Source organism: Cellulomonas humilata (assembly GCF_013359775.1).
In the GTDB taxonomy this organism is placed as follows: domain Bacteria; phylum Actinomycetota; class Actinomycetes; order Actinomycetales; family Cellulomonadaceae; genus Cellulomonas; species Cellulomonas humilata.
The window spans coordinates 200,387-214,307 of record NZ_JABMCI010000066.1 but is presented as its reverse complement, the minus strand read 5'-3'; the positions used below and the strand labels follow the sequence as shown (position 1 = coordinate 214,307).

The window sequence follows — 13,921 nt, the reverse complement described above, 5'->3', positions numbered from 1 at the left end:
GGGACCGACATTCCCGTGCTGGGCTGTGGACGCGCCCGGTCAGGTGAGGGCGAGCGCGGTCAGCCACGCTCCGGTCGAGACCAGCGCCGCGGCGAGCTCCACCAGGATGGTCAGGCCGGTGGCCTGGAGCGCCGCGACGGTGGCGCGCCACGCCGGCCGGGGCTCGCGCGACCGGAGCCACTCCGCGACGTAGATCCCGAGCACGAAGCCGACGAACAGCCCGACGACGGGGATGACGAAGAACCCGACGACGCCCGCGATCCCGCCCCAGACGAGCGTGGACGACGGCACGCCCGCGCGCTTGAGGTGCCGGCCCGCCAGCAGGTACTTGCCGACGAACGCCAGCGCCGTGACCAGGACCGTGATCGCGACGACGGTCCAGCCCGCGACTCCCCCGGTGACGACGCCCCAGACGATGACCGCCCCGGCGACGAGCAGCCCGCCGGGCAGCACCTGGACGACGACCCCGAAGAGACCGACCAGCACGACGAGCCCGACCAGGAGGTCACCGACGGAGTTCACGGGGTGGACAGTAACGTCAGCGCCAGAGCACCGCGATCGCGACGTTCAGCGCCGTCAGACCGGCGATCGCGCCGAGGTAGCCGGTGGTCACGCGCGACGGCTTGCGGACGCCGAGCACGACGAGCACGGTGACGACGACCGCGACGACGAGCTTGACGGCGATCTTGGTCGTGTCCGGCTCGTGCCCGGCGAGCCCCGCCGACGCGATGCCGGCCAGGGCGATGCCGGTGACCAGCGCGGTGAGGATGCCGTGCAGCACGCCGGTGGCGATCTTCGGGGTGCGGAGGTTGACCAGGGTGCCGCCGAGCACGATGGCCCAGCCGAGCAGGTGCAGGACGACGAGCAGGTGGTAGACGAGATCCATGCGAGGAGCCTATCTGACGCAGCGTCAGATAAAGGCCATCGCCGATGCGCTACTGTCTGGCGACATACCGAACAGTCGGTATCGAAGGGGCGGGCATGCGCAGGTTCGAGGGCAGGGTCGCCCTGATCACCGGGGCCAGCCGCGGGATCGGCCTGGCCGTCGCGGAACGGCTGGTCACCGAGGGTGCCACGGTGGTGATCACCGGCCGCAAGCCGGAGTCGCTGACGGCTGCGATCGCCCGGCTCGACGCGATCGCCGAGGGACACGCGGTGGGCGTCGCGGGCAAGGCCGACGACGACGACCACCGCGCCGACGTCCTCGCCCTCGTACGCGATCGCTTCGGCGGCCTGGACCACCTGGTGAACAACGCCGGCATCAACCCCGCCTACGGCCCCGCGCTGCAGATCGAGAGCTCCGTGGTGCGCAAGATCCTGGACGTGAACGTCGTGGCGGCCCTGGACTGGACACGCTCGGCCGTCGAGGCCGGGCTGCGCCGCTCGATCGTGAACACCGGCTCGGTCGCGGGCCTGTCGGCCAGCCCGGGCGTCGCGTTCTACGGCGTCTCCAAGGCCGCGCTGCTCAACCTCACGCAGCAGCTCGCCGTCGAGCTGGCGCCCGGGATCCGGGTCAACGCGGTGGCCCCCGCCGTCGTCCGGACGCGGCTGGCGCAGGCGCTGTACGAGGGCGACCGCGAGGCGCGGCTCGCCGCGGTCTACCCGCTCGGCCGCATCGGTGAGCCCGAGGACGTCGCCGGCCCGGTCGCGTTCCTGCTGTCCGACGACGCCGCCTGGATCACCGGCCATACGCTCACCATCGACGGCGGCGCGAGTGCCGTCGCCGTCGGCTAGTCGCACACGAGAGAGGCACCACCATGGCCACGTCCAGCGTCGTCGACGACATCACGCGGGCCGCCGTCGACCTGTTCTCCACCCAGGGGTACGCCAACACCTCGGTGCAGCAGATCGTCGAGGCGGCCGGCGTCACCAAGGGCGCGATGTACCACTACTTCGAGTCCAAGGACGACCTCCTCTTCTCGATCTACGAGCGGATGCTGACGCTCCAGACGAACCACCTCGAGGAGATCGTCGGCCGCGGCGCACCGACCGCGCAGACGCTGCACGACGTGTGCGTCGACGTCGTCGAGACCTCGATCGACTTCCTGCCTGAGGGCACCGTCTTCTTCCGCAGCGTCCACATGCTCTCCGAGCCGCGCCAGAAGGAGGTCACCCGCCGACGTCGGCAGTACCACGACGTGTTCGCGGGCCTGATCGAGCGCGGCCAGGAGGAGGGGCTCTACCGGACCGACATCCCCCGCGCGGTGCTCGTCGCGCACTTCTTCGCGGACGTCCACTACCTGTCGAACTGGTACTCCCCCGAGGGCGCCGAGGACAAGGGGGTCCTCGCGCAGCAGCTGACGGACCTCTTCCTCGTCGCGATCAAGGCCTGACCCCGTGCGCGCCTGGCACGTGACCCGGCACGGCGAGCCGGCAGACGTCCTCCAGCTCGCCGAGGTGGCCGATCCGACGCCCGGCCCGGGGCAGGTGCTCGTCCGGGTGCGCGCCGTCGCGGTGAACTTCCCCGACGTGCTGCTCGCCCGCGGCGAGTACCAGGTACGCCCCGCGCTGCCCTTCTCCCCGGGCATCGAGCTGTGCGGCGAGGTGGTGGGCGTCAGCGACGGGGTGTCGCGCGTGGCGCTGGGCGACCGGGTGGTCGGGTCGCGGATCGGCGTCCTCTCGGAGCTCGCCGTGCTCGACGAGCGCGAGGTGTTCCCGGCCCCGGCTGCTCTCGACGACGCCGAGGCCGCCGCGCTGACCATCGGCTACCAGACCGCCTGGTTCGGCCTGCACCGCCGCGCGGCCCTGCAACCGGGCGAGACCCTGCTCGTGCACGCAGCCGCCGGGGGCGTGGGGACGGCGGCCGTCCAGCTCGGGGCCGCCGCGGGGGCGCGGGTGATCGGCGTGGTCGGCAGCGCGGCCAAGGCGGAGGTCGCCCGGAAGGCCGGTGCAGAGGTCGTGATCGACCGGTCGGCGCAGGACGTCGTGGCGATGGTCAAGGCGGAGACCGCGGGTGCGGGTGCCGACGTGGTGTTCGACCCCGTCGGCGGGACCGCCTTCGAGCAGTCCACGAAGTGCATCGCGTTCGAGGGCCGGATCGTCGTGGTCGGCTTCGCGGGCGGGACGATCCAGGCCGTCAACGCCGGGCACGCCCTGGTGAAGAACTACGGCGTGCTCGGCCTGCACTGGGCGCTCTACGCGCAGCGCCGGCCCGAGCTGGTGGACGCGGCGCACACCGAGCTCACCCGGCTCATCGACCAGGGGAGCGTCCGGCCGGTCGTCGGTGAGGTCGTCGCGTTCGAGGACGCCCCCGCGGCGGTGCAGCGACTCGCCGACGGCAGGACCACCGGGCGCCTCGTGGTGCGGGTCTCGTGAGCACGCTCGACGGGCGCGTCGCGCTGGTCAGCGGCGCGGCGGGCGGGCTCGGGTCGGCGTTCTCGCGCGCCCTGCACGCGGCCGGGGCGAGCGTCGTGATCGCGGACCTCGCCGACGACGCCGCTGCCGCGCTGGCCGCCGAGCTGGGCGACCGCGCGCTGGCCGTGCACCTGGACGTCACCTCCCCGGAGAGCTGGGCCGACGCGGTCGACCGGACGCTCGCCGCCTTCGGCGCGGTCGACGTGCTGGTGAACAACGCGGGCATCGCCAACGCCGGGCCGATCGACCACTACCCGCTGGCCAAGTGGGACGCCGTCATCGCGGTCAACCTCACCGGGGTGTTCCTGGGCGCGCAGGCCGTGGTGCCGGTGATGAAGGCGGCCGGACGCGGGTCGATCATCAACATCTCCTCGGTCGAGGGCATGCGCGGCGGCGACCACCTGCACGGCTACGTCGCGTCCAAGTTCGGCGTGCGCGGACTGACCAAGTCGCTCGCGGTCGAGCTGGGCCGCGACGGCATCCGGGTCAACTCCGTCCACCCGGGCTTCGTGCTCACGCCCATGACCGCGCGGCTGGACCCCACGGCGACGGCCATCCCGCTCGGGCGGCCCGCGGTCGCGGCCGACGTCGCGGGCACGGTGGTCTTCCTCGCGTCCGACGACTCCGCCTACACCACCGGCACCGAGCTGGTGGTCGACGGCGGCATGATCGCGGGCATCCCGCACTCCTGACCGACCCCCGCACGACCGTGACAGAACTGTTCTCGGAAGGACATACCGTCCGGTCGGTTTCTGTTGTACGTTCGTCCTCACCGACACGAAGAGGTGCCGATGTCCGCACTGACTGCTCCTCCCCGAGAGGGTGCCCCGCGCCTTGCCGTCCGCGGCCTCAGCGTGCGGTTCGGCGGCCTCGCCGCCCTCGACGACGTCTCGCTGCACGTCGACGAGGGCGAGGTCGTCGGCCTCATCGGGCCCAATGGCGCGGGCAAGACGACGCTCTTCAACGCGGTCTGCGGCCTGGTGCGCCCCAGCGCGGGCAGCATCGCCGTCGGCGGCCTGCCCCTGGCGCCCGACCCGGTGCGCCTGGCCGCGCGCGGCGTCGCCCGCACGCTCCAGGGGCTCGGGCTGTTCCGCGGCCTCACGGTCCGTGAGAACGTGCTGGCCGGCCGGCTGGACGCGCACGACCCCGGGTCCGACACGCAGCGACAGCTGGCCGACCTCGGACTCGCGGAGCACGCCGACCGACCCGTCGGCGACCTGCCCTACCCGGACCAGAAGAAGGTCGCGCTGGCCCGGGCACTGGTCGCCGAACCGCGGCTGCTGCTCCTCGACGAGCCTGCCGGGGGCCTCGGCACCGACGACATCGCGGCGCTCGGCGACCTGGTCCGGCACACCGCGGCCACCGGCTGCGCCGTGCTGCTGGTGGAGCACCACGTCGACTTCGTGATGGGCGTGTGCGACCGCGTGGTGGTGCTCGACTTCGGCCGCGTGATCGCGTCCGGCACCCCCGACGAGGTCGCCGGCGACCCCGCGGTCGACGAGGCCTACCTGGGGATCGAGGTGACGGCGTCGTGAGCGCGCTGCTCGAGGTCCGGGGCCTCACGGTCGGGTACGGCGGCGCGCCGGTGCTGCGCGACGTGGACCTCGACGTGCCGGCGGGCAGCATCGTCGCGCTCGTCGGGGCCAACGGCGCGGGCAAGACGACCCTGCTGCGCACCCTCAGCGCGCTGGTGCCGCCGACCCGTGGCACCGTCCGGATGGCCGGCCGGGACCTGGCGGGGGTGAGCGTCGAGGACCGCGTCCGGAACGGGCTCGCGCACGTGCCGGAGGGTCGCGGCGTCGTGGCCGAGCTGACCGTGGACGAGAACCTGCGGCTCGGTGGGCTGTGGCGCGGGGCCGACCGGCGGGCGGCGATCGCCGAGGTCTACGCCCTGTTCGAGCCGCTGGCGCGGCGCAGGAACCACGCCGGCCACCAGCTCTCCGGCGGGGAGCGGCAGATGCTCGCGCTCGGCCGGGCGCTGGTCGCGCGGCCCACGGTCCTGCTGCTCGACGAGCCGTCGCTGGGCCTGGCCCCCCGCGTGGTCGCCCAGATCATGGGCGTCCTGCGCAGCCTGGCCGACCGGACCGGGCTCACCGTCCTGCTCGCCGAGCAGAACGTGGTCGGCGCGCTGTCGGTGGCCGACCACGGGGTCGTCCTCGGGCTCGGCCAGGTCGTGGCGTCGCGCCCGGCCCACGAGCTCGCGGCCGACGAGCGCCTCCGCCACGCCTACCTGGGGTTCTGATGGACCGACTCGTCTTCCTCCTGGGCACCGGCCTCGCGCGCGGCGCCGTCCTGGCACTGTTCGCGCTCGCCCTCGTGCTGATCTGGCGCGGCGCACGCGTCATCAACTTCGCGCAGGGCGCCATGGCGGTGGTCAGCACCTACGTCGCGTTCGAGGTGACCTCGCTGACCGGGAGCTACTGGCTCGGGCTGCTGGCCGCGCTCGTGTCCGGGGCGCTCCTCGGGTTCGCCGTCGAGCGCGGGGTCATGCGGTTCGCGTCGCCCCGCTCGCCGCTGTCGGGGGTCATCCTGGCGATCGGGCTGGTGATGGTGCTCCAGTCGACGCTCGGGATCGTGTTCGGTCCGGACTACCGGCCGGTACGCGTCCCGTTCGACGACAGCGCGGTGCTCGTCGGCGGCGTGCCGCTGCTGTCCCCGTACGACCTGTTCGTGCTGGTCACCGCGGTCGTGGTCATGGTCGTGCTGGCCGTCCTGTTCCGGTGGACCTCGCTCGGCCTGCAGATGCGGGCCGCCGCGTTCGCCCCCGAGGTGTCCCGGCTGCTGGGCGTCCGGGTCTCGCGCACCGTCACCATCGGCTGGGTGCTCTCCAGCGTCGTCGGGTCGCTCGCCGCCCTGCTCCTGGTGCCGACCAGCCTGGGCCTGAACCCGCACGCCACCGACTCGCTCTTCGTGCTCGGCTTCACGGTCGCGGTGGTCGGCGGGCTGGACTCGCCGGTCGGTGCCCTGGTCGGCGGCGTCGTGGTCGGCGTCGCGATGAGCCTGGTGACCGGGTACCTGGGCGCCGGGCTGGTGCCGCTGGCAGTCCTGGCGCTGCTGGTGCTGGTGCTCCTGCTCCGACCGGCGGGCCTGTTCGCGGCCGCGGCAGCGAGGCACGCATGAACCGCCGCCAGCGCCTGCCGGGGCAGCGACCGCTCGTCCGCACGCTTGCGCTCGCGGCCGGCTGGACCGCCGTCGCCCTGCTGGGCACGTTCGCGCTCGACCCGTTCCGCAACTACCAGCTCGCCCTCGTCGCCGCGTACCTGTGCGCGACCGCCGGGCTCACGGTGCTCGTCGGCGCCACCGGGCAGCTGTCCCTCGGGCACGCCGCGCTCATGGCGGTCGGCGGGTACGGGTACGCCCTGACCAGCAACGCTCTGCCGTTCGAGGGGGCGGCGCGCTTCGTCGTCGCCCTGCTCGCCGGTGCAGCCGCGAGCGCGGTCGTCGGTCTCCTGCTCGGGCTCGCCGCCGCGCGCCTGTCCGGCCCGTACCTGGCCGGCCTGACGCTCGCCGTCGTCGTCGCGCTGCCCGCGGTCGCCTCCACCTGGTCCACCGTGCTGCACGGCGACCAGGGGGTTCAGACCGACTTCGAGGGCGTGCCCGACGCGCTGCGCCGGATCATCGCGCTCGAGCAGTGGCAGGCGATGGTGGCGGTCGTCGTCGCGGCCGTCGTCGTGACCGGCCTGGCCCTGCTGCGCGGCGGTCGGTTCGGGCTGCGGATGCAGGCGGTCCGCGACGACGAGGTGGCCGCCCGGCTCAGCGGTATCCCCGCGGGGCGCGTCAAGGTGCTGGCGTTCGCGGCCAGCTCGGTCGCCGCGGGCCTGGGCGGTGCGGTCCTGTGCTTCGTCGCGCAGGCCGTGAGCCCGGGCGCGTACACCCTGGGGTTCTCGCTGCTGCTCGTGGTCGCCGTGGTGATCGGCGGGCTGGGCAGCATCCTCGGCGCGGCGCTCGGCTCGGCCGTCATCGTGCTCCTGCCGTGGCTCATCGGCCGGCTCACCGCGGGGCTGCCGACCGACGCCGCCCAGCGCCTGGACGGCAACCTCGCGGTCCTGGTGTTCGGCCTCCTGCTCATCACCGTCATGGCGCTCGCCCCCCAGGGCCTGCACGGTGCGCTCGCGTCCCGACGCCGGCGCCGACCCCCCGACACACCCCGTCAGATCGACGAACCCGCTCCACAGAAGGTCCTCGTCCCTACCGAAGAACAGAGGTGACACCGATGTCACAGCGCTCCCGGTCCGTCCCCGCAGTGCTGGCGGTCGCGGCCCTCGCCGCGGCGGGCCTGTCCGCCTGCTCTACCCCGGAGGCGTCACCCGGCGTCACGGACGACACGATCACGGTCGGCACGCACACACCGCTCACCGGCCCGGCGGCCGCGGGCTACTCCTCCATCTCGGCAGCGACGAAGGCGTACTTCGACTACGTCAACGACAACGGCGGGATCAACGGCCGCAGCATCGAGTACGTGGTCAAGGACGACGGCTACAACCCGGCCACCACGCAGACGGTCGTGCGCGAGCTCGTGCAGGAGGACGAGGTGTTCGCGGTCCTCAACGGCCTGGGCACGCCCACGCACTCGTCGGTGGTCGACTACCTCAACGAGAACGAGGTGCCGGACCTGTTCGTCGCCTCGGGCAGCCCCAAGTGGGACCAGCCGGGCACGTACCCGTGGACGTTCGCGTACAACGCCAGCTACATCGTCGAGGCCAAGGCGCTGGCCACCTACGCGCAGGAGACGTGGCCCGGCAAGACGTACTGCGTGCTCGGCCAGGACGACGACTTCGGCACCGACTTCACCACCGGGCTGATCACCGTGCTCGGCGCGGACGGGCTCGCCTCGACGCAGACCTACTCCGTCTCGGTGCAGGATGTCGTCGCGCAGATCGGCGCCATGCAGGCGGCCGGCTGCGAGGTCAACTTCCTGGCCACGGTGAACGGGTTCACGGCCCTGGCGCTCGGCACGGCCGCCAAGATGAAGTACCAGGCGCAGTGGGTGTCGTCGTCGTCCGGCGGCGACTACCCGACACTGGTGGGCTACCTCGGCGAGGACGTCGCGCCCCTGCTGCTCCAGGGCTTCGTCAGCTCCAACTACCTGCCGTTCAGCCCGGACGACGAGTGGGTCGCCCTGTTCCGGGAGATCAACGACGAGTACAACGGAGGCGCGCCGTTCAGCGGGAACACCGTGTTCGGGATGTCGGTCGGCTTCCTGTTCGCGCAGGCGCTGGCCAAGGCCGGCGACGACCCGACGCGCGAGAGCGTGCTCGACGCCCTCGAGGTGGGAGCCCTGACCGGCAACGGCATCGTGCCCCTGAGCTTCTCCAAGGACAGCCACGCGGCGTTCGAGGGCGTGGGCATCACCGCGGTGGACCAGGGCGTCCAGGACTACGTCGGCGACGTGTTCACCACGGACGGCGGCGACGGGGACGTCGTGCCGTACACGGGCGAGCCGGTGGCGCTCGAGGGCGACGGCATCCCGACCGCCTGAGCCCCGCACGCACCGGAGGCCCGGTCCCCACCAGGGGGGCCGGGCCTCCGCTCTGCGTCTCAGGCCTCGACGGGCTCCTGGGAGAACTGCGCCACCAGCTCGCGCTTGAGCACCTTGCCGCTCCCGCCGAGGGGCAGGGCGTCGACCAGGTGCACGACGCGCGGGTACTTGTAGGCCGCGATGCGCTCCTGGGTGAACGCCACCAGCTCCTCGGGCGTCGCCTCGTGCCCGTCGAGCAGCACCACGGCGGCGTGCACCTCCTGGCCGCGCGCCTCGTCGGGGAGCCCGAACACCGCGGCGAACGCCACCGCGGGGTGCCGCATCATCACGTCCTCGACCTCGCTCGGGTACACGTTGTAGCCGTTGCGGACGATCATGTCCTTCTTGCGGTCGACGATCGTCACGATGTCGTCCGCGTCCTTGGTGCCCAGGTCACCCGTGCGGAACCAGCCGTCCACCACGGCGGCGGCCGACGCCTCCGGGTTGCCCAGGTAGCCCTTGAACAGGGCGTGCCCGCGGACGACGATCTCGCCGAGCTCGCCGGCGGGCAGGTGCACGATCCGGTCGTCGACGTTCGCGTCCGCGATCTCGATGTCGACCCCCCAGAGCGGGCGGCCCACCGTGCCGGGCCGGATCGGCTCGCCCACGCGGTTGAACGCGACGGCCGGCGACGTCTCGGTCAGCCCGTACCCCTCGTGCACCTCGGCGCCGAAGTCGCGGGAGAACGCCTCGAGCACCGCCACCGGCAGCGCCGCACCGCCGGACACCGCGTAGCGCAGAGGTGGCCGGTCGAGGCTGCGCGCGGCGGCCTGGATGAGGCCGATGTACATGGTCGGGACCGCCGTGAACACCGTGGCGCCGTGGTGGACCATCTGTGCGAGCGCCTGGTCCGGGTCGAACTTCGGCAGCAGGATCACCGCGGCGCCGCGGCGGAACGCGGTGTTCATCACCGAGACCTGCCCGAACGTGTGGAACAGCGGGAGCCCGCCGAAGACGACGTCGTCGCGGCGCATGTCGAACAGGTCGATCAGGGCCACGTGGACCTGCTCGACGATCGACAGGTGCGAGCCGACCGCCCCCTTGGGACGGCCCGTGGTGCCGCTCGTGTAGAGGATCGTCGCGGCGCTGATCGGGTGCACGGACTCGTACCGGTCGACCGGGTCCGCCGCCGCGGCCTCGTCCTCGAGACGCGGGAACGGGACCGCCATGCCGTCCGGGACCAGCACCGTGAGCAGCGGGATGCCGGCCCGTGCCGCGGCGGGTGCCGCCTCGGCGAGCATCGGCGCGGCCGCGACCAGGAGAGTCGCGCCCGAGTCGCGCAGGACGAACTCGATCTCGTCGGCCTTGAACAGCAGGTGGACCGGCACGACGACCGCGCCCAGGGCCAGCACCCCGTAGTAGACGCGGGCGAAGTCGGGCACGTTCGGCACGATCATGGCGACACGGTCGCCAGGCCCGATGCCGCGAGCCCGGAGGGCACCGGCGTAGGAACGGGTCTGGTCCCACAGCTCGCCGTAGCGGACCACCTGGTCGCCCAGGAGGAACGCCGTGCGGTCGGGATGGCGATGGGCGGTCTCGGCGAGGATCGCCGCGACGGACAGGCTGGCGTAGCCCGCGCCATCGAGAGCCTGATCAGTCATGTCATTGTCCTTTCGTCGTGAGCTGGGCTCGCCCGAGTGAGGCGAGATGGACCTCGTCGGGACCGTCGGCCAGGCGCAGGGCCCGGGCGGCGGCGAACATCTCGGCCAGCGGCTGGTCGCCGGACAGGCCGGCCGCGCCGAACAGCTGGATGGCGCGGTCGAGGATCTGCTGCACGGCCCGTGGGACCGCGATCTTGATGGCCTGGATCTCGGTCATGGCCGCGCGGTTGCCGACCGTGTCCATCAGCCAGGCGGTCTTGAGCACCAGCAGGCGCAGGGCCTCGATCTGCAGCCGGGACTCGGCCACCCACTCGCGCACCACCCCCTGGTCCGCCAGGCGCTTCCCGAACGCGGTGCGGGACGTCGCACGCTCCACGACCAGGTCCATCGCCCGCTCCGCCATGCCGAGCGAACGCATGCAGTGGTGGATCCGGCCCGGGCCGAGCCGCGCCTGCGCGATCGCGAACCCCTCGCCCTCCCCGGCCAGGATGTTGGCGACCGGGACGCGCACGTCCTCGAACACGATCTCCGCGTGCCCGCCGTGGTCGCGGTCGTCGTACCCGAACACGGTCAGCGGCCGCACGATCCGCACGCCCGGGGCGTCCCGGGGCACCAGCACCATGCTCTGCCGGCGGTGCCGCTCCGCCGACGGGTCCGTGGCACCCATGACCACCAGCAGCGCGCACTCGGGGTTCATGGCGCCGGTCGACCACCACTTGCGGCCGGTGATCGCGTACTCGTCACCGTCGCGGACGATGCGGGTGGCGATCTGCGAGGCGTCCGACGACGCCACGTCCGGCTCGGTCATGCAGAACGCGGAGCGGATCTCGGCGTCGAGGAGCGGTTCCAGCCACTCCTCCTTCTGCTCGGGCGTGCCGAACTCGGAGAGCAGCTCCATGTTGCCGGTGTCCGGAGCGGCGCAGTTGAACGCGGCCGGGGCCAGGCGAGGGCTGCGGCCGGTGAGCTCGGCGACCGGCGCGTACTGGAGGGTGGTCAGGACGCTGGGCAGGAAGAGGTTCCAGAGGCCCTGCTCGCTGGCCAGCCCCTGCAGCCGCCGGACCACCGGCCGGGTGCCCCACTCGGTCGGCGTCGCCGCCAGCTCCGCCTCCAGCACCGGCTCGGCGGGGTAGACGTGCTCGTCCAGGAACCGCTGCGTGCGCGCGACCATGTCGATCGTCACCGCGTCGGGCGCGAAGTCCATCAGCGCACCCCCGCCAGCTGCGCCAGGCCCTCGTCGGCGAGCGGCTCGACCAGCCCCCCGATCCGGTCGAACCCGTCGCCGACCGTGTCCCCGCCGAGGAACCGGAAGTGGATCCCCTCGAGGATGACCGCGAGCTTGTACGCGGCGAACGCCCGGTACCAGCCCAGCTCCGGCACGCGGCCGCCCAGGCGGGCGCAGTACGCGTCGACCAGCTCGTCGAACTCCGGGTAGCCCGCGGCCGGGTCGACGGCGCTGGGCGCGACGCCCTCGGCACCGGCGATACCGCGAATGTGCCAGTACAGACCGAGCATGCCGAGGTCGACCGCGGAGTCGCCCAGGGTCGCCATCTCCCAGTCCAGGATCGCGGTGATGTGCGGGACCACTCCCCCGACGAGGGCGTTGTCCAGCCGGTAGTCGCCGTGCACGATGCTGCTGCGCCGCGTCGTCGGAACCCGCTCGGCCAGCCGTTCCTGCAGGTCGTCGAGGCTGCGCACCGGCCGCGAGCGCGACCCGTCCAGCTGGGTCCGCCACCGTCGCAGCTGCCGGTCGAGGTAGCCGTCGGACCGCCCGAGGTCCGCGAGCCCGACGTCCGCCGGCTCGATGGCGTGCAGCTCGGCCAGCAGCGTGGCCAGCTCGAGGCTCACGGTGCGCAGCTCGTCGGCCGTGTACGTCGTGTTCTGCGCCTGGTGCGCCAGCACGGACCCCTCGACGAGGTCCATGACGTAGAACACCGTGCCGGTGCCCGCGGCCGGGTCCTCCACCAGCGCGACCGCCGGAGGCACCGGCACCCGCGACCCGTGCAGTGCCGAGATGACCCGGTACTCGCGGGCCATGTCGTGCGCGGTGGTCTGCACGTGACCGAGTGGCGGCCTGCGGACGACCAGGGGCCGCGCGCCGCCGTCGACCCGGTAGGTGAGGTTGCTGCGTCCCCCGGCGATCACGCGCGCCGACAGCGGGCCGTCGTCCACCGTGGACGGGTGCTCACGCCTCAGGTACGCCTCGAGTCGCGCCACGTCGAGCCCGGGCGGGTCCGGCATGCGTCGGGTCATCGTCGACCGCCTCTCCGGGAGGCACGTCGTCATACCGCCCGGTCGGTATGCTACCCGATCAGACGATCAGGTCGCGCTCGATGGCCGCTCGGATCTGCGCGGGGATGGGGACCGGGCGGCGCGTCGCGTCGTCGACGAACACGTGCACGAACCTGCCCTCCGCGATGAGCTCCCCGGCGCGCAGGATGCCGAGCTCCCAGGTGACGCTGCTGGTCCCGAGCCGGCCGGCCCGCAGCCCGACCTCGAGCGCCTCCGGGAACGCGGCCGACGCCGTGAACTCGCACGACGACGACACGCAGACGCCGATCGGCTCCCCCGCGGACGGGTCGAGGCCGGCCGAGGTCATGAGCCAGACGTTGATCGTCGTGTCCATCGCCTCGTAGTAGACGGTGTTGTTGAGGTGGCCGTAGACGTCGTTGTCGTTCCAGCGCGTGCTGAAGGCGGCACGGTGCGGGTACTGCCCGGTCACGGCCGCAGCACCAGCTCGAAGGCCGCCCGGGCGCGCTCGGCGCTGGGCACGTCGCCGGTGATCAGGTCCGCGTACGTGAACGACTCCGAGACCCGGACCAGCAGGTACGCGAGGTCGCGCGCGCCCACCGCCCCGCCGAACGGCTGGTCGCCCAGCTCCTGGCGGACCAGCGCCTCGACCACCGCGACGTACCGCCGCTGGATGTCGCTCTCCTTGGTGGTCAGCAGCCGCAGGGCACGCGCCGGCTCGCGCCGCAGGAAGCCACGGAAGTAGTCGGCGGTGATGAGGTCGCGCGCGAAGTGCGTGAGGACACCGGCCACCCGCGCGGCGCCCTCCGTGCCGCGCGTCGCGGCCTCCGCCTGCTCGAGAGTGGGCACCGCGAGCGACCAGAGGACCTCCGAGAGCAGGGCGTCGCGGTTGCCCACCCAGCGGAACAGCGAGGTCCGGTCGACGCCCAGCTTGGTCGCCAGGCGGCCCATGTCGATGCGGGCGCCCTCGATGAACGTCTCGCGGGCCGCGACGAACGCCCGCAGCGCCTCGGCGTGCTCGCCGTCCTTCAGCCGCTGCGACAGCCACGAGGGCGCGACGCGGGTTCCGATGCGTCCGAGCCCGTCTTCGATGACGTCGAGGTTCGACATGGCGGCAACCTACTCCTGCGCCCCAGGGGGTATGCAACATCTGGGAAAATGATGCAGACTCGGGACGAGATCAGAGCCGATCGACGAGCGG

16 protein-coding genes are annotated in these 13,921 nt (G+C 72.9%); 9 read left to right on the top strand and 7 right to left on the bottom strand.

Annotation, left to right across the window (positions count from 1 at the left end; genetic code table 11):
- Nucleotides 1–39: 39 nt before the first annotated feature.
- Both HP550_RS13160 and HP550_RS13155 read right to left on the bottom strand, forming a co-directional pair.
- Nucleotides 40–522, bottom strand: a complete 483-nt coding sequence (locus tag HP550_RS13160; RefSeq protein ID WP_175348112.1) for a DUF456 family protein — start codon at nt 520–522, stop codon at nt 40–42.
- A 16-nt stretch (nt 523–538) separates the two neighbouring features.
- Nucleotides 539–886 carry a hypothetical protein gene (locus HP550_RS13155; protein ID WP_175348111.1) on the bottom strand — a complete coding sequence of 116 codons (348 nt, stop codon included), beginning with the start codon at nt 884–886 and terminating at the stop codon, nt 539–541.
- A 95-nt stretch (nt 887–981) separates the two neighbouring features.
- Here HP550_RS13155 and HP550_RS13150 point away from each other — a divergent pair, with 95 nt between their 5' ends.
- The 9 genes from HP550_RS13150 (at nt 982) to HP550_RS13110 (ending at nt 8,833) form a co-directional block, all read left to right on the top strand.
- Nucleotides 982–1,734, top strand: a complete 753-nt coding sequence (locus HP550_RS13150) for an SDR family oxidoreductase (protein ID WP_175348110.1) — start codon at nt 982–984, stop codon at nt 1,732–1,734.
- A gap of 23 nt (nt 1,735–1,757) precedes the next feature.
- Entirely contained in the window at nt 1,758–2,333 is a 576-nt protein-coding gene (locus tag HP550_RS13145) for a TetR/AcrR family transcriptional regulator (protein WP_175348109.1), read from the top strand.
- A gap of 4 nt (nt 2,334–2,337) precedes the next feature.
- Nucleotides 2,338–3,315, top strand: coding sequence for a zinc-binding dehydrogenase (locus tag HP550_RS23075; protein WP_175348108.1), 978 nt, complete (start codon nt 2,338–2,340; stop codon nt 3,313–3,315).
- The gene (locus HP550_RS13135) at nt 3,312–4,046 is read left to right on the top strand and encodes a glucose 1-dehydrogenase (RefSeq protein WP_175348107.1); all 735 of its coding nucleotides are present in this window, start codon (nt 3,312–3,314) and stop codon (nt 4,044–4,046) included. The genes HP550_RS23075 and HP550_RS13135 overlap by 4 nt, the downstream gene beginning before the upstream one ends.
- 99 nt (nt 4,047–4,145) lie before the next feature.
- Nucleotides 4,146–4,889, top strand: coding sequence for an ABC transporter ATP-binding protein (locus HP550_RS13130; protein ID WP_175348106.1), 744 nt, complete (start codon nt 4,146–4,148; stop codon nt 4,887–4,889).
- Nucleotides 4,886–5,596: an ATP-binding cassette domain-containing protein gene (locus tag HP550_RS13125; protein WP_175348105.1), complete on the top strand. Its 711-nt coding sequence runs from the start codon at nt 4,886–4,888 to the stop codon at nt 5,594–5,596. Before HP550_RS13130 ends, HP550_RS13125 begins: the two co-directional genes overlap by 4 nt.
- Nucleotides 5,596–6,474: a branched-chain amino acid ABC transporter permease gene (locus HP550_RS13120; protein ID WP_175348104.1), complete on the top strand. Its 879-nt coding sequence runs from the start codon at nt 5,596–5,598 to the stop codon at nt 6,472–6,474. Before HP550_RS13125 ends, HP550_RS13120 begins: the two co-directional genes overlap by 1 nt.
- Complete coding sequence (locus tag HP550_RS13115) at nt 6,471–7,562, top strand: branched-chain amino acid ABC transporter permease (protein WP_175348103.1); 1,092 nt, start codon at nt 6,471–6,473, stop codon at nt 7,560–7,562. Before HP550_RS13120 ends, HP550_RS13115 begins: the two co-directional genes overlap by 4 nt.
- Before the next feature lie 5 nt (nt 7,563–7,567).
- On the top strand, nt 7,568–8,833 hold the full coding sequence (locus tag HP550_RS13110) for an ABC transporter substrate-binding protein (protein ID WP_175348102.1): 1,266 nt from the start codon (nt 7,568–7,570) through the stop codon (nt 8,831–8,833).
- A 59-nt stretch (nt 8,834–8,892) separates the two neighbouring features.
- Here HP550_RS13110 and HP550_RS13105 read toward each other — a convergent pair whose 3' ends face one another.
- Genes HP550_RS13105 through HP550_RS22385 form a run of 5 tightly spaced genes read right to left on the bottom strand, consistent with a single transcriptional unit; the run spans nt 8,893 to nt 13,830 of the window.
- Complete coding sequence (locus HP550_RS13105; protein WP_175348101.1) at nt 8,893–10,473, bottom strand: long-chain-fatty-acid--CoA ligase; 1,581 nt, start codon at nt 10,471–10,473, stop codon at nt 8,893–8,895.
- Nucleotide 10,474: 1 nt separating this feature from the next.
- A complete protein-coding gene (locus HP550_RS13100; RefSeq protein ID WP_175348100.1) occupies nt 10,475–11,674 on the bottom strand; it encodes an acyl-CoA dehydrogenase family protein in 1,200 nt (399 codons plus the stop codon).
- A complete protein-coding gene (locus HP550_RS13095; RefSeq protein WP_210768025.1) occupies nt 11,674–12,723 on the bottom strand; it encodes a phosphotransferase family protein in 1,050 nt (349 codons plus the stop codon). The genes HP550_RS13100 and HP550_RS13095 overlap by 1 nt, the downstream gene beginning before the upstream one ends.
- Nucleotides 12,724–12,781: 58 nt before the next feature.
- Complete coding sequence (locus HP550_RS22390) at nt 12,782–13,192, bottom strand: acyl-CoA thioesterase (RefSeq protein WP_343048160.1); 411 nt, start codon at nt 13,190–13,192, stop codon at nt 12,782–12,784.
- Nucleotides 13,189–13,830 (bottom strand): QsdR family transcriptional regulator, encoded by a 642-nt coding sequence (locus HP550_RS22385; RefSeq protein WP_246280832.1) that lies wholly within the window; start codon nt 13,828–13,830, stop codon nt 13,189–13,191. Before HP550_RS22385 ends, HP550_RS22390 begins: the two co-directional genes overlap by 4 nt.
- Between the last annotated feature and the right edge of the window lie 91 nt (nt 13,831–13,921).

Bases quoted from the DNA above. Each gene is read 5' to 3' on its own strand.
- HP550_RS13155 (WP_175348111.1), bottom strand. From the start codon at position 886: ATGGATCTCGTCTACCACCTGCTCGTCGTCCTGCACCTGCTCGGCTGG.
- HP550_RS13150 (WP_175348110.1), top strand. From the start codon at position 982: ATGCGCAGGTTCGAGGGCAGGGTCGCCCTGATCACCGGGGCCAGCCGC.
- HP550_RS13145 (WP_175348109.1), top strand. From the start codon at position 1,758: ATGGCCACGTCCAGCGTCGTCGACGACATCACGCGGGCCGCCGTCGAC.
- HP550_RS13130 (WP_175348106.1), top strand. From the start codon at position 4,146: ATGTCCGCACTGACTGCTCCTCCCCGAGAGGGTGCCCCGCGCCTTGCC.
- HP550_RS13120 (WP_175348104.1), top strand. From the start codon at position 5,596: ATGGACCGACTCGTCTTCCTCCTGGGCACCGGCCTCGCGCGCGGCGCC.
- HP550_RS13115 (WP_175348103.1), top strand. From the start codon at position 6,471: ATGAACCGCCGCCAGCGCCTGCCGGGGCAGCGACCGCTCGTCCGCACG.
- HP550_RS13110 (WP_175348102.1), top strand. From the start codon at position 7,568: ATGTCACAGCGCTCCCGGTCCGTCCCCGCAGTGCTGGCGGTCGCGGCC.
- HP550_RS13105 (WP_175348101.1), bottom strand. From the start codon at position 10,473: ATGACTGATCAGGCTCTCGATGGCGCGGGCTACGCCAGCCTGTCCGTC.
- HP550_RS13100 (WP_175348100.1), bottom strand. From the start codon at position 11,674: ATGGACTTCGCGCCCGACGCGGTGACGATCGACATGGTCGCGCGCACG.
- HP550_RS13095 (WP_210768025.1), bottom strand. From the start codon at position 12,723: ATGACCCGACGCATGCCGGACCCGCCCGGGCTCGACGTGGCGCGACTC.
- HP550_RS22385 (WP_246280832.1), bottom strand. From the start codon at position 13,830: ATGTCGAACCTCGACGTCATCGAAGACGGGCTCGGACGCATCGGAACC.